Raw genomic sequence first — 18,614 nt, 5'->3', positions numbered from 1 at the left:
GACCGGGAAGCGAAAACGTTTAAGAACCCCGGGGTCCGTTTCACAATTTTGGTAAGGAAGGCGTCCTGTCTATCGACAGTGGTGAAGCAAAACAGCAGTTATTCGAAAACTGTAAAGTGGGTCAGCAGTATGGTTCCGCAATGGAACCCCGATGGTACCTCAATGGGTCCTCAATGCGTCCTCATTGCCTCCCCGGAATCCGGGGTAGCATAGAGGTGAACAGGGGTACTATCGGGAAGGCAATGAGGAGAAAACGTAGAAACTGTGTTATCCGTCCCGGGGATAAGGTCGTTCGTACCTGGTATCACCTCGCGCCATCCCATTTTGCAAGTGTTTTCGGGGAGAAGTGGCTATTCGTCCCGGGTGATGCCGAAGCTCGTCCCAGGATTTGGAGGTGCCCGGCCCAAAACTGAAAGTTGAGATCGGCGGCGGTGTAGTTTTGTTTTATCGATGCTGGCAACCGTGAAAACAAAAACGGCATCCTTTCGAATGCCGTGCGGTGGAGTGGATCGTACTGGGCTCGAACCAGTGACCTCTGCTCTGTCAAAGCAGCGCTCTAAACCAACTGAGCTAACGATCCGGGGTGTGCAATTTACTGCAAGGTTTCCAATAAGATACAGTTGGGTCATAAAAAATTACGATCGCCATCATTCATCTACGAGTGGATTCGTTAACTTTAAAACTTATCCTTTTTTTCTCACGCAATTCAATCCATATGAACCAGCAGATCATCAATCTATTTGATGAATACACTCACAAACCCCTCAAACGGGAGGATTTTATCAAAAGGCTCGTGTTGCTTACCGGCAGCATGGGGGCCGCTACCGCTGCCCTGGCCCAGCTGGAAGTGAAATACGACAACGCGGTTACCGTGAATCCACAGGACGACCGCATCACCACCGAATACATTACCTACCCCGCCGATGACGTGACGATGAAAGGCTATTTTGCCAAACCTAAAAAGGAAGGTAAATATGGCGCTGTTGTCGTGATCCACGAGAACCGGGGACTTAACCCACACATCGAAGATGTGACAAGGCGCGTGGCGCTGGCCGGTTACCTGGCCCTGGGTGTAGATGCCTTATCCCCCCTGGGTGGTACGCCCAAGGATGAAGAGCAGGCGCGTGGATTGTTTGGCCAGCTCGATGCCAAAAAGAACCTCATCAACTTTATAAAGGCGTTCGATTATCTCAAAGCAAGGCCCGATTGCAATGGCAAAACCGGTTGTGTGGGCTTCTGCTGGGGCGGCGCCCTGGCCAACCAGCTGGCCGTGAACGTGCCCGATCTGAAGGCCGCCGTCGCTTTTTACGGCCGCCAGCCCGATGCCGCCGATGTACCGAAGATCAAGGCTGCGGTGCAACTGCATTACGGCGGGCTCGACGAACGCGTGAATGCCGGTATCCCCGCTTATGAAGAAGCGCTTAAAAAAGCCGGTGTAAAATATGAGCTCTATGTCTATGAAGGCGCCAATCACGCTTTCAACAATGATACGGCCCCTACCCGCTACAATGAAGCGGCGGCGAAACTGGCCTGGGAGCGCACCCTGAAGCTGTTTGCCGAAAAGCTGAAATAGAACAGCCTGCAATCAGCCAGCGATGCATGCTACCCCCGGCCATGATGCCGGTGAAACCTGCCTGAAACGGTTGCGACCTGTGGAATTACTGCTTCGAAATGCCTCTACGACAGCAAGATGCAGATGAAAGATTCCACTTAGGCAGGAAAAAAAGTGAAACATTACATATTCTAATTTGTTTTTTATCGTTAAACGAACAGCCTAAAGCTGCAGGAAGGCCTGTGGTGAGTGGTGTCAGGATTAGCAACTTTTTAAACTGATGCAGGTGATGATGCGAAAACCCGTAACTCTATTACTGTTTGTGGCCGTTTTGGCTGGCCTATTTGCGTTCTCTGGAAAGAAAGATCCCGGCGGTAAACGCGGGAAACAGAAATCTGTACTGGCCACCATCGTGGTGGATGCCGGTCATGGTGGCCCGGCCCGTGGCGCCAGGGGCCTTATTTCATATGAAGCAGATATTGCACTCGCTATATCTCTCAAACTGGGTCAGCGGATCCAGGAAGCATTTCCCGAAACCCGTGTCGTGTACACCCGTACCTCGGATACGGTTTTTGGTGTGAATGTGGACGCCCGTACCGCCAACAGGATGCGTGCCGAACTGGCGAATGAAGTAAAGGGCGACCTTTTCTTAAGTATCCACTGCAACGCTACCCCTCAAAAAGCCGGCGGCTGGTATGCCAAACGCGTAGTTGGCCATACCACCAAAACCATTACAGTCGGCAAGGGCTCCAAAAAACGGAAGAAAACGGTACGCGTGCCCATCTACGAGAACTACTGGGTGAAAAATGAACGCCATGGTACCGAAACCTATATCTGGGCGGCAGACCGCAGCGGTGTAAAAAGCACCTTCATCAACCCCGAAGAAAGTGCCGAGTTCACCCAGGATAGCGGCGCAGCCTATGCCCCACCCGATCTCAACTCGCCCGAAGCACGGATCAGGGCTCAGTTGTATGAGAAAAAATATTTCGGCAAAAGCCTTACGCTGGCCAATATGGTAGAGGAAGAATTTGCCAAAGGCGGTCGCCTGAGCGGTGGCGTTAAACAAAGGAACTGGGAACAGATCTGGGTGCTGCAGGCTACCGGTATGCCGAGTATCCTGGTGGAGACCGGCTTTATCACCAACGAAGAAGAAGAGAAATACCTCAACAGCGAGCAAGGGCAAAGTGAAGTAGTGGAGAGCATCATCACAGCGCTCAGACGCTACAAGGAAACGCTGGAAGGTGCTGTGGCTCCCCGCCCCGAGACTACCTCGGCCGCGGTGGTGGATTCTACTGCGAAGCCATAATCTTGCTTTCTATAAAGAAATTCAAAAGGGGCCCCGAAAGGCCCCTTTTCTATTGAAGTCAGTATGCTCTCTATAATTTTCTTCTCTTCATTTCTTTGCGGATCAATCCCAGTTCGCGGCCCGTTTGCCCCGATACCGATGAGTTTTCCTGTGCCCGCCGCATGAGGTAAGGCACTACATCATGGATAGGCCCAAAGGGCAGGTATTTGCTTACCGACAGGCCCGACTTGGCCAGGTTGAAAGTGATATTGTCACTCATCCCATACAACTGGGAAAAATGGATATGAGGATGATTGTGGGGCAATCCTTTTTTATCGAGCAATTCTACCGCGCGCAAGCTGCTATGTTCGTTGTGCGAGGCTACGATGAGGGAGATGCGGTCGAGGTGTTCGATGCAAAACTCTACACCCTTGTTGTAATCGGTATCGCTGGCTTCTTTGCTCGGCTGGATCGGAGAGGCATAGTTCAATTCTTCGGCCCTTCTTCTTTCCTTTTCCATATAAGCGCCCCGCACCAATTTGGCCCCCAGGATAAACCTTTTGGCTTCGGCCTGGCGGAAACTATCGTGCAGGAACGCGAGCCGGTCGTGCCGGTATAACTGAATGGTATTAAATACGACTGCGGTATCAATATTGTACAGCTCCATCATTTGCATGGTGAGTGCATCGACGGGATCCTGTATCCAGGTTTCCTCGGCATCTACGAGTACACCTACCTTGTTGGAGGAAGCAGCCTTGATGATGCGGTGCATGCGGCCCACCACACGCTGCCATTCGGCTTTTTCTTCTTCGGTAAGTACTTCGGTGTGTACACGACCTTCATAACCGCTTTTCCCGTTGGCGGCTGCATCGAGTTTTTCGAGCAGGGCAAAGCGGGCAAAGCCGGTTACCTTGATGCTCATGAAGGGTATATTCGGTTGGGTAGCGGCGAAGTTGATAACCCGGATGAACTCGTCGGTGGCGTGATCGAAATTCTCTTCTCCTTCCTTACCTTCTACTCCGTAATCGAGTATCACCTGCACCTTGAACTGCTCGAGTTTATTGGCTACACGGGCAGTTTCTTCGAGGGTCTCCCCTCCTACGAATTGTTTAAAAATGGTGTTGCGGATAAGTCCTTTGATGGGCAGGCCTGCTTTGATGGCCCAGGGGGTGAAACGAGTACCCAGTTTTACCAGCGACTCATACCCCATGCTGGAAAAAAGGAAATTGGCTTTCTTAAGCTCCTGGTCTGTTTTGTAAGCGAACGCGTATTCTGTATTATCAAATGAAATAACGGGGTGAGGATTATCCATATCTACTAACAAATGTTAGGCGCAAAAGTAAGGCAAGATTTTAAAATATGTAAATCAGAAATTGTCTGATCGTTAACAGCGGGTTCGAGGAATTCTGCGAGGGTGGGCGCCGTTAGGTGGCCGGTGTGCCGCCTTTGGCTGCAAATACCGGCAATGTCATTATAATTAATCAGTTATCAGGGCAACTAGAGCTGTTCTGGTGTGGGTAAATCCTGAATAGTTGCTACCTTCCGGCCCGTTATGAAGATCACACACACCGACATCTGGAAGTTCAGCATTCCCATGCATCCTTTTACTATTGCCACGGGCACCATGCATTTTGCACAGAACACTTTCATACGGGTACATACCGATACCGGCCTGTATGGCGTAGGAGAATGCTCGGCTTTCCCGATGATCGTGGGCGAAACGCAGGCCACCTGTTTTGAGATGGCTAAGGATTTTGCTGCTTTGTGGAAGGGAAAGGATGAGGAGGATATTTCGGCAAGACTGAAGGAATTACATGACTTTACCGCCTTCAACAGCACGATCAAAAGTGCCTTCGACATGGCTTTGTTCGACCTGGCCGCCAAACGAAAAGGCGTGCCTTTGTATAAATACCTGAACGGTGATCGCACCAAAGTGCTGGAAACCGACCTCACCATCGGCATCGATACACCGGAAAATATGGCGGCGGCAGCGATAGATTTTGTGCAGCGGGGTGTGCGCATCATTAAAGTGAAGCTGGGTAAAAACGCCGAAGAAGATGTGGTGCGCATACGGCAGATCAGGGAAGCTATTGGCTACGACACTAAAATACGCATAGACGCCAACCAGGGCTGGAGCTATCCCGATGCAGTGTATGCGCTGCAGAACCTGGGTGCGTTCGATATCCAGTTCTGTGAGCAACCCATGCGCACCTGGAACGATCATCACCTGCCTGACCTGAGAAAGCAATCGCCCATCAAAATAATGGCCGATGAAAGTGTGTACAACCACCACGATGCAAAGCGATTGATCGCGGCCGATGCCTGTGATTATGTCAATATCAAGTTTGCCAAATCGGGCGGCATTGCGGAAGCCATGCTCATCAATGCCCGCTGTGCGGAGAAAAACATTCCCTGCATGATGGGCGGTATGCTGGAAAGCCGGGTGGCGCTCACAGCCTTTGCCCATTTTGCGCTGGCCCATGACAATGTGCAGTTTTACGATATGGATACCTGTATGCTGGGCCACAAGGCCGACCCCGTGCAAGGGGGTGTGCGGTACAATGGTTTTATCGTGGAAGTGCCTGATACAGTGGGGATAGGGGCCGATGCGGACGAGCAATTCCTGACAGGTTGTGAAAAAGCGAGTGTGTAGACTATATTTGCGCAAATTTGCGCCATGAGTTCAAAAGCAAAGACAGCCAAAGAATCGTATGTAGTGATGACCGAACTGGTGTTACCCAACGACACCAATACCTTCGGTAACCTGATGGGTGGACGATTGATGTACTGGATGGATATTGCAGCCGCCCTGGCTGCCATGAAGCATTGCGCTGCTCCTGTGGTAACCGCTTCTGTCGACAATATTTCCTTCGAGAACCCGATCAAACTGGGTAATGTAGTTCATATCGAAGCCAAGGTTTCCCGGGCCTTCAACTCTTCTATGGAAGTGCACATGAAGGTGTGGGGAGAAGATGCCATTCAACAATACCGTTACAAGAGCAATGAGGCTTATTTCACCTTCGTGGCCCTCGACCCGAATGGCCGCTCGAGGATGGTTCCTCAACTGGTACCGGAAACAGAAGAAGAGAAAAACCTGTTCGACGGCGCGTTGCGCAGAAGACAGCTTCGCCTTATTCTGGGTGGTAAGATGAAACCCGCCGACGCTACGGAGCTGAAAGCCTTGTTTGAGCGATAATACTTCTATTTATTTTTTTGATAAGGGTATAGCCGCTTCGGCGGCTCCTTCCCTACCCTTGCAATTTGGCGCGGTGATGCGCTCCTTTCATCATCCAGGGTTTGCTTTGCTCGATGGCTTCCATCAGTTGATCGAGAATCTCTTCGGTAGGTGCTTCGTAATCTATTTCCAATGGTGGTTTGAAACGCACGGTGAGCAGCGTGCCTCTCTTTTTGAAACGCAATCCTTTTTTATCGAAAGCCCTCCAGAAGCCGTTGATGACAACCGGAATCACGACCGGCTTCGCCATCTTGATGATCAGCGCGGTTCCTTTGCGACCGGGCGCAAAAGGTTTGGTGGTGCCTTGCGGAAAGGTGATGATCCAGTTATTTTCGAGGGCACGGGAGATCTTGCGGGTATCAGAGGGATCCAGGCCCTTGCGTTTCTCTGTACCACCGGGGTTCCAGGTTCTCTTTACCGTGATGGCGCCTGCCATGGTGAAGAGGCGGCTGATCCAGGTAGCACGCATGGTCTCTTCGGCAGCAACATAATATACGTTGGTAAATGGATTGAGCAGGTAATAAGGAACTCCGAGCTTGTTTTGTTTTCTCCACTTCACAGCACAGAAGATGTGCAGAAAGGTGATCACATCGGCAAAGTAAGTTTGGTGATTGCTCACGAACATCACATTCCTTCGCGGAAGGTCTTTGATATGTTCTGTACCCGAGATCTTCAGTTTGTTCATCCACACCAGTCCGGGATAAGAAACAACACCCACCAGTGCGTAAATGAACTTACGCACGATCTGTACATGTTTTAATCTTTCGCTGAAGGAACTCATGGACCTCAATAGTTTATCTATGCGCCGAAATTAAGGAAATGTTAATAAAAACGAATGTTTATTGAAAACGCCTGCAACGTTGTGTAATTGTTTTGAATCCTACATCTATCTAAAAATTGAATGTTATGAATAAGTTTATCGCAGTATGTATGATCGCTTTAGTGAGCATGAAAGGATTTGCGCAATCGACTGTTGTTAATCCCTACCCGAAGACGATCACGGTGAGCGGCAGTGCCGAACTGGAAGTAGTACCTGATGAGATCTATGTACTGGTAGACCTGAAGGAGTATGAAAAGAAAGGCAGTGGAAAGATCAGCCTCGACAAGATCAAGAGTGATTTCCTGGCGAACTGCCGCAGTATCGGTCTGGCCGATTCGCTGGTCACCATCGCAGCATACGATGGTTTCAATGGCAATCCCTGGATCAAGAAAAAAAGCAAAAAGCAGGATCTGCTGGCCTCTATCACCTACCAGATCAAATTCACCAATAGTAAGAAGATGGATGAGTTGGTAGAGAAGTTGGATGACGAGGCTACACAGAATTTCCGCATAGAGAGAACTTCGCACAGCAAGATCCTCGAATACCGCAAGCAATTGAAGATACAAGCGATCAAGGCTGCCAAGGAAAAGGCAGGCTACCTGGCTGCTGCCATCGATGAGCAGGTAGGTGCAGCTGTGACCATTACGGAGCCGAATGATGTGGAAGTACAGCCTTACCGGTTCTCTCAGGTGTCGAATGTTGGGTACGGTTACAAAGCAGGAGAAGGTCTTGTGAGCGATCAGGGCGTTGACTTTAAGAAAATGAAGCTCCGTTTTGAAGTAAGTGTGGTATTTGCGCTGAAATAAGTAATTGCCGGCAGGTTTGGGCTGCCAGCCTTGTAAGAAAATGGGTGCTGGGTGCGAACCTTGCCCTGCTAACTACCAAATAATTAACGACTTCTCCACATTGGAGGGGTCGTTTTTCATTAAGGGGATCAAAGCAATTATATTTGCCCCCCATGGCAAAAGCAGGCGAAGATACTCCCTTAATGCAGCAGCATAAGGCCATCAAACAACGATATCCTGATGCTGTATTGTTATTCCGCGTTGGCGACTTTTATGAAACCTTCGGCGGCGATGCGATCATCGCTGCACAAGTGTTGGGCATTACCCTAACCAAACGAAATAACGGCGCCGCTTCCGGCGCTTCCGAACTGGCAGGTTTTCCGCACCATGCCATGGATACCTACCTGCACAAGCTGGTAAAAGCCGGCTACCGGGTAGCCATCTGCGACCAGCTCGAAGATCCCAAGCAGGCTAAGGGCATCGTAAAACGCGGGGTAACCGAACTGGTAACACCTGGTGTTGCCACGAATGACAAGTTGCTGGAGCATAACAGCAACAACTTCCTCGCTGGTGTACATTTCACCGACGACAGCGCAGGCATTGCCTTTCTCGATATCTCTACCGGTGAATTCTTTGTAGCCGAAGGCAACCAGGAATACATCGATAAGCTGCTGCAAACTTTAAAGCCTGCAGAAGTCATTTTCCAGCGTGCCTACCAAAAGCACTTTAAGGAAAACTTCGGCAATAAGTTCTATACCTATACCATGGAGAGCTGGATCTTCGATCTGGCCTACACCACCGAAAGCTTATTGAAGCACTTCAACACCCATTCACTGAAAGGATATGGTGTAGAAGATATGCCGTTGGCTATAGTAGCGGCAGGTGCAGTTCTCCATTACCTGAAAGATACCGAGCATCCCAACCTGCAGCATATCACTTCCATTCAGCGGATAGACCGGGAGGATTACCTGTGGATGGACCGGTTCACCATCCGCAACCTGGAGCTTACGGCTACCGGTAGCGGCGAAGCGGGTAATACCCTGCACAAAGTGCTGGATAATACGGTATCGCCCATGGGCGCCCGCTTGCTGAAGCGCTGGATACTGTTGCCGCTAAAAGATGCCACCCGGATCAACGAACGCCTCGATCTCGTTGAATTCTTTATTGTCGAGGTGGATCTGCGCAACAAACTCAGTCACCACATCAAGCAATGCGGCGATATAGAACGCCTGGTGAGCAAGATCCCCATCAAGAAGATCAACCCGCGGGAAGTATTACAGATCGCGCGCGGCTTGCAGGAGGTACGCGCGGTGAAACAGCTTTGCACCGGCGTGGCCGATCCGTACCTGGCGAAACTGACCGGCACGCTCGATCCCTGTGCCACCATTATGGAAACCATTCAGCACACGATCATGGACAACCCTCCGGCCGTAGCGGCCAAGGGTGGCGTTATTGCTGATGGTATACATGCCGAGCTTGACCAGCTGCGCAAGATCGCCAGCGGTGGTAAAGAGTACCTGGTAGAGCTGCAACAAAAAGAAGCAGAAGCAACAGGCATTCCTTCTTTGAAGATCGGTTTCAACAACGTGTTTGGTTATTTCCTCGAAGTAACCAACTCACATAAGAATAAAGTGCCGGCCACATGGATCAGGAAACAAACCCTGGCCAATGCCGAGCGGTATATAACACCCGAACTAAAGGAATACGAAGAGCAGATCACCGGCGCCGAAGATAAGATCATGGCCATCGAAATGGATCTGTACGACAAATTGTTGATGCAGCTCCAGGAATACATTGCACCGATGCAGTCCAACGGACATATCCTGGCCGTGCTGGATTGCCTGGTTTGTTTTGCCGACAATGCGCTTCGGTACAATTACAAGAAGCCTGCTTTGCACGAAGGGCATGAGCTGGAGTTCAAGGAAAGCCGTCACCCGGTGATCGAACGCAACCTGCCTCCCGGTGAGGCTTATATTGCCAACGATATTTTCCTCGACCAATCGGCCCAACAGATCATTATTCTTACCGGACCGAACATGAGTGGTAAGAGCGCCATCTTACGACAAACGGCGCTGATCACCCTGATGGCCCATATGGGCAGCTTTGTACCGGCGGATGCTGCCAAAGTACCCTTAACCGATAAGATATTCACCCGTGTGGGTGCATCGGACAATCTCAGCGGCGGCGAATCGACCTTTATGGTGGAGATGAATGAAACAGCGAGCATCATCAACAACTTCACGGCACGCAGTCTGATCCTGCTGGATGAAATTGGCCGCGGTACTTCTACGTATGATGGTATTTCTATTGCGTGGAGCATTGCCGAATATTTGCACAATGCCAGTCATGCACCGAAGACCTTGTTCGCCACGCACTATCATGAGCTCAACGAACTCGAAAATAAATTACCACGCACCCGCAACTTCCATGTTACGAACAAGGAAGTAAACAACAAGATCATCTTCCTGCGCAAGCTGGCGCCAGGCGGCAGTACGCATAGCTTCGGTATTCATGTGGCCAAGATGGCCGGCATGCCCCCTGCCCTCATTCAGCGTGCCAATGAAATACTTCACCAACTGGAAGAAAAACACGTTGATGAAAATGGCGGCGCACACCAAAGTTCTAATGTGGGTGAAGCAGTGAAGAACATCTCTTCCAAAAAGTTTCAGCTGTCCATCTTCGATGCACACAGTGAAACATTTGATGATATACGGAAACTACTGGAAGGTATCGACATCAATCGCCTTACTCCTGTTGAAGCTTTGTTGAAACTGCAGGAAATCAAGGGCAAGCTCCGGTAATACCAGCGCTTTCTTTATGGAGTGAGGTCTCCTGGTGTCATTGCTATCGCGGTATAGCACAATTGTATCCAGGTGTAATGAAGCATCGGCCTCTGTATTAACAATTATCAATAAATAAGGCAAACGATTGCATGAAGCAATAAAGCTTCTGACGTGGCCGTTTTTATGATCCTATAACATACCGTATAATAACCTTGTCTTAGTCTTTTCTTTCGTACCCCATGTTTTTTTAAAACCCAATCCATTTATGAAAGGCAGTCCAGTCGATCTTTATCGGCTAACCAATGGCCACTGGCCCCTGTTTTTTGTAAATGCTAAAAACATGCGTCTGTGTCTATCAGGATCTATCCAACCATTATCGACAAAATCAATTGGCTTTTTGTGCATACCGGCAGCAAACAGCTCGACAACACCAGCATTACACTACTCAATCTCAGGGGCCGTAAACTCTACGAACAGAAGATGGGCCTGCTGCAACCAGGGCAAATGGTGAGTTTTCCACTGGATGCGGACAACGTACGTCCCGGCACTTATCTCCTCCAACTTTTATCGGGCAATGATGTAGTATTTAAGAAAAAGATCAGCGTGCAGTGATGCTCATAGGAGATCAACGCTGTTGAAATATCTCTACACAAATGATAGATTGTTTGAGCGTGACCACGCTTCCCTGGCGATGATGTAAAATTGAACCCCGGGGTCTATATGTAGCTGAGCCACCATTTCTGGTGCGTGCTTTTGTAGTTATTGTATTTTCTGCATAAGGGATACAGAAAGGCGATGATGGCTGCCCAGATCAAATATACTCCCCACAACGAATAGCCAAACTCAACGGGCCTGAACAGGAAAGGTACCTGGTTGGACACGATATCGCCCGATTTATAGCCCGACATATAAAAGGCAATGACCGTGAGTGTATGAATAAGGAAGAAGTGCACTACATAATAGAAGAACGGAACGCGTCCGAATACCTTTGAAAATTCTGTGATGGGATTTCTAACCCCCTCCAGTAATCTCAATATCAGCAGCGACACCCCAATTGTTATACTCATATACATCAGGGAAGGCGGATACTTGTTGACATTAAAAAATGCAAACAGGTTCTTCAGGAGTGTATCCTGCTTTACCCAGCGAACGGGATCTCCATACAGGTTGATACCACGCAACAGAAAGAACAACGCGATGGCTCCAAACCCGAGATACACCAGTATCTTTTTACGCCTTGCTGCGGGAAATTCCGCCGTAAACAATTTGCCGGCACTATAACCCAGCAACATCAACCCCGTCCAGGGCAGAAAAGGATATATGATGGCCAGCACACGATTGGGGGCATATGAATAGATAGCGAAGCGAGCTCCATGTACGAGGTCCCACAAAAAACCTAAAGGTTGTTTGTGGGCAGCATGGGCTGCTTCCGGATAGTCGAGCAGATTATGTCCAAATACAATGACCAATCCGATCGTAAAGATCGCTGCGTAGGGCAGCCTTACCAGCAAGCCCAGCATTACCATGCTGATGCCAATTGCCCAGATCACCTGCAGGAACAGAAAGTTATAGAGCGGGTTGAAGCTGAGCGCCAGCGTTACCACCAACACTTCTACCAGGATGAGCCATACCCCGCGTTTTATAAGAAAACTGCTTAGTTCGGCTTTTGATTTTCGCAAACCTACCAGGTAGGAGGAGGTGCCTGCCAGGAATACAAAGGTGGGCGCACAGAGATGGGTGATCCACCGGGTAAAATACAACATGGGGCTGGTAGTGGCGGGATCGAGCGGATCGGCCTGAAAGGCGCCTACGTGAAAGAAATCGCGCACATGGTCAAGCGCCATGATGATCATGACGATACCCCGGAGAACATCAATAGATTCAACGCGATTCTTCGCAAATACGTTTTGGTTCATGGCTATGCGGTTAAAGGTGTTGATTCAAATTACGAATACTACCTGCAATTTCAGGCAATTTATGCCAGGTGGAAGCTACCAAATGTGGTGAAGGGCGATTACTGGTTGTTGGGACGGTGAAACAGGTCCTTCAGCCGTTGATACAGGCTGCTGTAAATCTCATAGTTATACAAGTACGCCGGGCGATGTGATTCATTGGGCAGGAAGGTTGTCGCCTCTGAAACGTGGTTACCGGCAAATTGCAGTTGGCCAATAAGGCCCAGGGCTTTAAAGCCCACGATCGCAGCGCCGGTTGCCGAAGCATCGCCTGTTGTAGGCACGGTAACAGGCCTGCCGAAGAGGTCGGTAAGCCATTGAAGCCATTGGTTGCTTTTGGTGAAGCCTCCACTGGCATAGACATGCTGCATGGGCGCGATGGTTTCTTCGAGCGACTGCGCTACCTGGTACAAGGCAAAGTTAACCCCTTCAACAATAGCGCGCATGAAATGGGCCTGCGTGTGCCGCGCCTGTATTCCAAAGAACATGCCTTTAGCGGCGGCATCCCAAACTGGCGCACGCTCGCCCTGTACATAAGGCAGAAAAATCAGTCCATCGGCCCCTGCCGGAGCTTGTGCCGCCTGTTGTACAAACCAATCGAAATCTTCCGTATCCTGGAAGGTACGACCCAGGAAATGCTCCGCATACCACTTGAGCAATACGCCGCCATTGTTGATGGGCCCGCCGGATACATAATAGTTTTCTGCAAGGATATAGTTGAAGATGCGTGCCTGCGGATCGTGTTGTGGCCGGTTGCCCATCATACGAACAGCGCCACTGGTACCAATGGTAAGCGATACATCGCCAGGCTGCAAGGCACCGCTGCCCAATTGGGCAAGGCAGCCGTCACTGCCGCCCGGTATTACCGGTGTTGCAGGATCGATACCCAACTGTGTTGCATACGAAAGGTCAATGCCTTTGAGAACTGAAAGGGGACTAACTGGTCGCGACAACCGATCGGGGCCAACGCCCGCCACCGCGAGCGCTTCTGCATTCCAATCCAGCTCATAGATATCAAACAAGCCAGTGGCCGATGCTATGGAATGATCGATATAATATTTGCCAAGAAGCTTATGGAAAATGTATTCTTTTATACCAATGAATTTATGGGCCGACCCGAAGAGCTCAGGTTGGGTTTCCCGCAACCAGATCAGTTTGCAGAGTGGCGACATAGGATGGATGGGCGTGCCGGTGCGCTGGTAAATACGTTTGCCGGCTTCCGTTGCTTTTAGGGCGTCGGCCTGGCGGTTGCTACGCAGATCGGCCCAGGTGATCACGTTGGTGAGTGGCAGGCCGGCTTTGTCTACCGCAATAAGGCTGTGCATGGCGCTGCTGAAAGCAATGCCGGTAAGCGTAGCTGCTTGGGTTTGTGCTACTACCTGGCGAACGGTTTCGATCACTGCATTGAACAGGGTGTGTGGATCGAGTTCGTGAGCGCCTGCTTCAGCGGCTGGCAATGGCATATAGGTGATATTGCTGGCAGCCAGTATCGCCCCATCCAACCCAAAAGCGATAGCCTTGGTGTTGGTAGTGCCGATATCGACCCCGATCAAATATTGACTGTGTTTAGTACTCACAAACGATGTATCCCCAAGGTTCTATGTTGAAGGAATGGTTGAGCGTAAACGGTTCTTTCGAACCAAGAAAGAGGTTCGTGGGTTGGCCTACCAGCGATTGATCTTTAATCGTTACGACCTGTTCCTTATTGCTGAGGTTAAGGATCACCAGCACTTTGCCCGCTCCCTTTTCCCGCACGTAAGCATACAATGCTTTGTCATCGCCCACCGACACTCTTTTGAAGGCGGCATCGGTAGCCAGCGCCGGGTTGCGCTTACGCAGGTCGAGTAATGTTTTGTAAAAAGAGGCGCGGCCATATTGCTTAAAGCCCATGTTGTCTTTCTCGAAAAATGAAATGGCACGCAGCACAGGCTCTTCCTGTCCGCTATAAATAAGGGGCAGTGAGGCCTGCATGGTTTGCGTAAGTACCGCAAAGGGTGCATGCTTCAACCCGGGGAAGGTGCCGAAATCACTTTTGTTCCAGCTGTTCTCATCATGGTTACTGGTAAAATAAAGGCGTACAGCTCCTTTGGGAAATGCACTATCCTGGCGCCTCAGCACGGTATCAAATGAAAGGGCAGTACGTTCGCCGGCAGCCACTTTTTTCATGGTGTGGAACATATCCCAAAGATAGCTCGCATCGAAACCGGCGGCATGCAATGCTGCCTTTTCGCCTTCGGCCAGCATGAACAATCTCTTATCCTGGCGAAGCTGGCGGATACACTCTTTCCAGAAATCGGTGGGCACTTCACCAGCTATATCGCACCGATAGCCGTCGATATCGGCTTCCCGCACCCAGTATTTCATCGCGGCGATCATGCTGTCGCGCATTTCCTGGTTGTTGTAGTTGAGCACCCGCGTATCGCTCCAGTCGAAGGCGAACAGGGCCTTGCCTGTACTGTCGCGATTGTAGAAATCGGGATGCCGGATAAGCCAGGGATGATCGGCCCCGGTATGGTTGGCTACCCAGTCTATGATGACCTTGAAACCACTGTTGTGTGCTTCCTGTACCAGCGCTTTGAAATCGGCCATCGTACCAAATTCGGGATTCACGGCCTGGTAATCTGCTACAGCATAGTAACTGCCCAGTGTTCCTTTGCGGTCGGTTTTACTGATGGGCGTTACGGGCATGAACCAGAGGATGTCTACGCCCATTTGCTTCAGGCGTGGCAGGGAGGCCGCAAAGGCTTTGAAAGTCCCTTCGGGCGTGTATTGCCGAACGTTTACCTCATAAATGTTAGATTGATAGAACCAGTCGGGGCCAGCCATAAATACGGTATCCTTGCGGACTGCTTCTTTTTTGGGTTCTTCCTTTGGCATGAGTTTACAGGAAGGCAAAATAGCAGCGACAAGACAAACGAAAGCAATGCATCCGAGGGACACCTGTTTCATGCAACACGATTTAGGCAGGAAGTTAAGTGATTTTAGCCGATCACTTTATGCTGCCTAAATAATCTCTTTCAACTTAGCGATCACCTGGTCGATCTCTTCTTTGGTGTTGTGCTTGCTGAAAGAGAAGCGTACCGTGATCTGGTTGGGGTTGTTGTTGATGGCGCGGATCACGTGCGATCCCTGATCGGCCCCCGACGTACAGGCACTGCCGCCACTGGCGCAGATATTGTTGATGTCGAGGTTGAAGAGGATCATTTCCGATTTCTCTGTTTTGGGGAAGGATACGCTGAGCACGGTGTAAAGACTTTTGCCCAGGATATCACCGTTGAAGGCGGCGCCTTTGATGGTCTTTTGCAGTTGCTCCATCATATAGAGCTTAAGCCCTTTGATGTAAGCGCTATCGTGCTCATAGTTCGTAGTGGCCAGTTCCAGTGCTTTGGCAAAACCAACTATACCATAGAGGTTTTCGGTACCCGCACGCATGTTGCGTTCCTGTGAGCCACCATGGATGTGCGGCTTGATCTTTACATTCTCATTGATGTACATGATGCCTACTCCTTTGGGACCATGGAATTTATGCCCGGCTCCGGTGATGAAGTGTACGGGTGTATTGCGGAGGTCGAATGGAAAGTGACCTACTGTTTGTACGGTATCGGAATGGAAGATGGCGCCATACTTTTTGCAGATATTACCTACTGCGTGAATGTCGAGGATATTGCCGATCTCGTTATTCGCATGCATCAGGGTTACCAGTGTTTTCTCTTCGTGCGCCGCCAGTAACTGCTCGAGGTCTTCGAGGTCCACATGGCCGTTGGGCAGCAACTTCACATAACTCAGGGCCGCTTCGCCACGGTGATAGAGGTTTTCTACCGTATGCAGGGTGGCGTGGTGTTCGATGGGTGAGGTGATGATATGACGGCAGCCGAGATCATGCACGGCGGCATTAATGGCGGTGTTGGAGCTTTCAGTACCCCCGGACGTGAAGAAGATCTCGGCCGGGTGGGCATTCAGGATCTTAGCCACAGACTTACGGGCTGTTTCGATGGCCAGCCTCGTTTCCCGGCCATAGGAATAGATGGAAGAAGGGTTTCCAAACTTTTCCGTTAGGTAAGGCATCATAGCTTCGAGAACGATCGGGTCGAGGGCGGTGGTGGCCGCATTGTCGAAATAGATACGTGTGTTGTGGCTCATGGGGCGCAAATTTCCGAAATATTTAGATCGAAAAACCCAGCCATTGTGGTTTGCAAATTCGTCATAGAAATAGCGGGTTTCCTGATCATCGTTCAAAATGGATAATAATTTCATAGATAACATTCAACGAAACAATCAGTTCAATGGATAATGAAAATTGCACCATTGTCCAGTGATCCAATGGATTATAGCCGTTGCAGGGGCTGGAAACCAGAGAATTGCCGCAGCTGAGCTTTAAGGTTCTGTTTACAATGAATTGCGGAACTTTGGCGTTATTATTGTCGGTCTTGCCGTGCTCTTAATCAGTTAAAAATGCCTGTCATGCGCTGGATGTTTCTTATACTGTTGTTGTTTTCTGTGAATGCCTTTTCGCAATGGAAGGACTATAAGCTCAATCCACAGGGCGATACGCTGAACCGCATTGATGTGATCAACAGGAAACAGGGGCCCTGGGTAAATCGCTACGAAACCGTTCGGGGCGAACCCGGCTATGAAGAGGAAGGCTGGTATGTGCACAACCGCAAGGATGGAGAATGGCGCCTGTTCAGCCTCCAGGGCGATCTGGTGGGCGTTGAATTTTACAAATGGGGCTTAAAGGACAGTGTGTGCCGATATTATAATAAGCACGGTGAATTACGCCTGGAACAGCGCTGGAAGGCCATCAATCCAGACAAACTGTATGATACCCTCATGATCGAGGACCCCGATAAATTTGATACCTACCGGGCCGTGATCATCAAGAACGAAGGAGCTTCCTTGCGGCATGGCTTGTGGAAATACTTCGATTCGGAGACCGGTATGGTCAGCAAAACAGAGAGTTACGTGCTCGGCGAGCTGGAAAAAGCCAAATCCCAGTCTACGGCCCCCACAGCCAAAAAGGAAATAGCCAAACCCAAGGAGGTCCTGGATTTTGAAAAGAAGAATGCCGGCAAAAAGAAGGTCCGGGTTCGCGATGGGAGTACCGGCAATTAAGCAATCTACTCACAAACTACTTATTACTAATCACTTATACAGCGGCCAGCATCGATGAGATGCTGGCCGCGGCTTTGTTACGCGCCGGCATCCCCACTCCTACCGGCTTTTATAATTGCCAGGCGGGCTCCTTTGCTGCTCATAACGAACGCTTGGACGATTCAGGATCATGATGTAGATTTGATATCATATTGATATCATACCTAAATTCCTTCGTTATGCAAAAGATCATGAAACCCATGTCGGGCTACCTGGCCCTTCTCCTCGCGGTTATTTTATTCATAGCTTCCATTTACTTTTTTGCGGGGAGCCGTGACAACGGCACTTTCGTGCTGCTGGGGGTATTTTCCTTTATCGCCAGCGTCTTTTTATCCCTTGGTATCATCGTGATAAGTCCCAATCACTCGCGGGTGATGACCTTCTTTGGCAAGTATGTCGGTACGGTAAAAGAGAATGGGCTGCAGTTTGTAAACCCGCTGTACAAAAAACAAATGATCTCCCTCCGGGCCGAGAATCTCGAGAGCAGTAAACTGAAAGTAAACGACAAAATGGGTAACCCCATCGAGATTGCTGCAGTGATCGTGTGGCAGGTTGATGATACTTATAAAGCGGCTTTTGAAGTGGCCGACTATGTCCATTATGTAAAGATCCAGAGCGAAGCCGCCATCCGGCACCTCGCCACTACCTACGCCTATGATCATATGGAAGATGAACATGCCGCTATTACTTTGCGTGATGGAGGTAATAAGGTCAACGAAATGCTGGAACAGGAACTGAATGAAAGGCTCGCTGCCGCCGGCATTTTAGTGCGGGAAGCCAGGATCAGTCACCTGGCCTATGCAGCAGAAATTGCAGGAGCGATGCTGCAACGCCAACAGGCTACAGCCATTGTTGCTGCCCGTACCAAGATCGTGGAAGGCGCTGTGGGTATGGTAGAAATGGCGTTGGAACAATTATCCCGCAAAAAGATCGTAACCCTCGATGAAGAAAAGAAGGCTGCGATGGTGAGCAACCTGATGGTGGTATTGTGCGGCGAGCGTGGCGCGCAGCCGATCCTGAATACCGGAACACTTTATCAATAAAATCCTTC

15 protein-coding genes and 1 tRNA gene are annotated in these 18,614 nt (G+C 50.0%); 9 read left to right on the top strand and 7 right to left on the bottom strand.

Annotation, left to right across the window (positions count from 1 at the left end; all coding sequences use genetic code 11):
• Window positions 1–505 precede the first annotated feature (505 nt).
• Window positions 506–580: transfer RNA gene (locus P2H89_RS16950), tRNA-Val, on the bottom strand.
• A 135-nt stretch (window positions 581–715) separates the two neighbouring features.
• Between P2H89_RS16950 and P2H89_RS16945 the strand changes: the two genes are divergently transcribed.
• Together P2H89_RS16945 and P2H89_RS16940 are read left to right on the top strand one after the other, a co-directional pair.
• Window positions 716–1,573 (top strand): dienelactone hydrolase family protein, encoded by an 858-nt coding sequence (locus P2H89_RS16945; RefSeq protein ID WP_275828974.1) that lies wholly within the window; start codon window positions 716–718, stop codon window positions 1,571–1,573.
• A 268-nt stretch (window positions 1,574–1,841) separates the two neighbouring features.
• Window positions 1,842–2,858, top strand: coding sequence for an N-acetylmuramoyl-L-alanine amidase (locus P2H89_RS16940; RefSeq protein ID WP_275828972.1), 1,017 nt, complete (start codon window positions 1,842–1,844; stop codon window positions 2,856–2,858).
• Window positions 2,859–2,928: 70 nt separating this feature from the next.
• Here the strand turns inward: P2H89_RS16940 and P2H89_RS16935 are convergent, their stop codons facing one another.
• Complete coding sequence (locus P2H89_RS16935; RefSeq protein ID WP_275828970.1) at window positions 2,929–4,149, bottom strand: proline dehydrogenase family protein; 1,221 nt, start codon at window positions 4,147–4,149, stop codon at window positions 2,929–2,931.
• A gap of 240 nt (window positions 4,150–4,389) precedes the next feature.
• On the opposite strand from P2H89_RS16935, the gene P2H89_RS16930 reads away from it, so the two are divergent.
• On the top strand, window positions 4,390–5,490 hold the full coding sequence (locus P2H89_RS16930; RefSeq protein WP_275828968.1) for a dipeptide epimerase: 1,101 nt from the start codon (window positions 4,390–4,392) through the stop codon (window positions 5,488–5,490).
• Between the two features lie 24 nt (window positions 5,491–5,514).
• The gene (locus P2H89_RS16925; protein ID WP_275828966.1) at window positions 5,515–6,033 is read left to right on the top strand and encodes an acyl-CoA thioesterase; all 519 of its coding nucleotides are present in this window, start codon (window positions 5,515–5,517) and stop codon (window positions 6,031–6,033) included.
• Between the two features lie 52 nt (window positions 6,034–6,085).
• Here P2H89_RS16925 and P2H89_RS16920 read toward each other — a convergent pair whose 3' ends face one another.
• Window positions 6,086–6,853, bottom strand: coding sequence for a lysophospholipid acyltransferase family protein (locus P2H89_RS16920; RefSeq protein WP_275828964.1), 768 nt, complete (start codon window positions 6,851–6,853; stop codon window positions 6,086–6,088).
• Between the two features lie 125 nt (window positions 6,854–6,978).
• On the opposite strand from P2H89_RS16920, the gene P2H89_RS16915 reads away from it, so the two are divergent.
• From P2H89_RS16915 to P2H89_RS16905, 3 genes are all read left to right on the top strand, one after another.
• Window positions 6,979–7,698, top strand: a complete 720-nt coding sequence (locus P2H89_RS16915) for an SIMPL domain-containing protein (protein ID WP_275828962.1) — start codon at window positions 6,979–6,981, stop codon at window positions 7,696–7,698.
• A 152-nt stretch (window positions 7,699–7,850) separates the two neighbouring features.
• The gene (mutS, locus tag P2H89_RS16910) at window positions 7,851–10,478 is read left to right on the top strand and encodes a DNA mismatch repair protein MutS (protein ID WP_275828960.1); all 2,628 of its coding nucleotides are present in this window, start codon (window positions 7,851–7,853) and stop codon (window positions 10,476–10,478) included.
• A gap of 330 nt (window positions 10,479–10,808) precedes the next feature.
• Window positions 10,809–11,072, top strand: a complete 264-nt coding sequence (locus P2H89_RS16905) for a T9SS type A sorting domain-containing protein (protein ID WP_275828958.1) — start codon at window positions 10,809–10,811, stop codon at window positions 11,070–11,072.
• Between the two features lie 104 nt (window positions 11,073–11,176).
• On the opposite strand, the gene P2H89_RS16900 is transcribed toward P2H89_RS16905, so the two are convergent.
• The 4 genes from P2H89_RS16900 to P2H89_RS16885 form a co-directional block, all read right to left on the bottom strand.
• The gene (locus P2H89_RS16900) at window positions 11,177–12,376 is read right to left on the bottom strand and encodes a heparan-alpha-glucosaminide N-acetyltransferase domain-containing protein (protein WP_275828956.1); all 1,200 of its coding nucleotides are present in this window, start codon (window positions 12,374–12,376) and stop codon (window positions 11,177–11,179) included.
• Between the two features lie 98 nt (window positions 12,377–12,474).
• Window positions 12,475–13,989 (bottom strand): gluconokinase, encoded by a 1,515-nt coding sequence (locus P2H89_RS16895; protein WP_275828954.1) that lies wholly within the window; start codon window positions 13,987–13,989, stop codon window positions 12,475–12,477.
• The gene (locus P2H89_RS16890; RefSeq protein WP_275828952.1) at window positions 13,979–15,361 is read right to left on the bottom strand and encodes an alpha-amylase family glycosyl hydrolase; all 1,383 of its coding nucleotides are present in this window, start codon (window positions 15,359–15,361) and stop codon (window positions 13,979–13,981) included. Before P2H89_RS16890 ends, P2H89_RS16895 begins: the two co-directional genes overlap by 11 nt.
• 54 nt (window positions 15,362–15,415) lie before the next feature.
• Window positions 15,416–16,552 carry a cysteine desulfurase family protein gene (locus P2H89_RS16885; protein ID WP_275828950.1) on the bottom strand — a complete coding sequence of 379 codons (1,137 nt, stop codon included), beginning with the start codon at window positions 16,550–16,552 and terminating at the stop codon, window positions 15,416–15,418.
• A 321-nt stretch (window positions 16,553–16,873) separates the two neighbouring features.
• Between P2H89_RS16885 and P2H89_RS16880 the strand changes: the two genes are divergently transcribed.
• The gene (locus tag P2H89_RS16880; RefSeq protein WP_275828948.1) at window positions 16,874–17,524 is read left to right on the top strand and encodes a hypothetical protein; all 651 of its coding nucleotides are present in this window, start codon (window positions 16,874–16,876) and stop codon (window positions 17,522–17,524) included.
• A 218-nt stretch (window positions 17,525–17,742) separates the two neighbouring features.
• Window positions 17,743–18,606: an SPFH domain-containing protein gene (locus P2H89_RS16875; RefSeq protein WP_275828946.1), complete on the top strand. Its 864-nt coding sequence runs from the start codon at window positions 17,743–17,745 to the stop codon at window positions 18,604–18,606.
• Window positions 18,607–18,614: the final 8 nt, after the last annotated feature.

This window comes from Paraflavitalea sp. CAU 1676 (assembly GCF_029223285.1).
Lineage (GTDB): Bacteria > Bacteroidota > Bacteroidia > Chitinophagales > Chitinophagaceae > Paraflavitalea.
Note: the sequence above shows the minus strand (reverse complement) of the source record. Positions and strands in the feature narration are given on the sequence as shown.

What these genes read in the sequence shown, in the direction of transcription:
- P2H89_RS16945 (WP_275828974.1), top strand. Translation starts at nt 716, where the DNA reads ATGAACCAGCAGATCATCAATCTATTTGATGAATACACTCACAAACCC.
- P2H89_RS16940 (WP_275828972.1), top strand. Translation starts at nt 1,842, where the DNA reads ATGATGCGAAAACCCGTAACTCTATTACTGTTTGTGGCCGTTTTGGCT.
- P2H89_RS16935 (WP_275828970.1), bottom strand. Translation starts at nt 4,149, where the DNA reads ATGGATAATCCTCACCCCGTTATTTCATTTGATAATACAGAATACGCG.
- P2H89_RS16930 (WP_275828968.1), top strand. Translation starts at nt 4,390, where the DNA reads ATGAAGATCACACACACCGACATCTGGAAGTTCAGCATTCCCATGCAT.
- P2H89_RS16925 (WP_275828966.1), top strand. Translation starts at nt 5,515, where the DNA reads ATGAGTTCAAAAGCAAAGACAGCCAAAGAATCGTATGTAGTGATGACC.
- P2H89_RS16920 (WP_275828964.1), bottom strand. Translation starts at nt 6,853, where the DNA reads ATGAGTTCCTTCAGCGAAAGATTAAAACATGTACAGATCGTGCGTAAG.
- P2H89_RS16915 (WP_275828962.1), top strand. Translation starts at nt 6,979, where the DNA reads ATGAATAAGTTTATCGCAGTATGTATGATCGCTTTAGTGAGCATGAAA.
- mutS (WP_275828960.1), top strand. Translation starts at nt 7,851, where the DNA reads ATGGCAAAAGCAGGCGAAGATACTCCCTTAATGCAGCAGCATAAGGCC.
- P2H89_RS16900 (WP_275828956.1), bottom strand. Translation starts at nt 12,376, where the DNA reads ATGAACCAAAACGTATTTGCGAAGAATCGCGTTGAATCTATTGATGTT.
- P2H89_RS16890 (WP_275828952.1), bottom strand. Translation starts at nt 15,361, where the DNA reads ATGAAACAGGTGTCCCTCGGATGCATTGCTTTCGTTTGTCTTGTCGCT.
- P2H89_RS16885 (WP_275828950.1), bottom strand. Translation starts at nt 16,552, where the DNA reads ATGAGCCACAACACACGTATCTATTTCGACAATGCGGCCACCACCGCC.
- P2H89_RS16880 (WP_275828948.1), top strand. Translation starts at nt 16,874, where the DNA reads ATGCGCTGGATGTTTCTTATACTGTTGTTGTTTTCTGTGAATGCCTTT.
- P2H89_RS16875 (WP_275828946.1), top strand. Translation starts at nt 17,743, where the DNA reads ATGCAAAAGATCATGAAACCCATGTCGGGCTACCTGGCCCTTCTCCTC.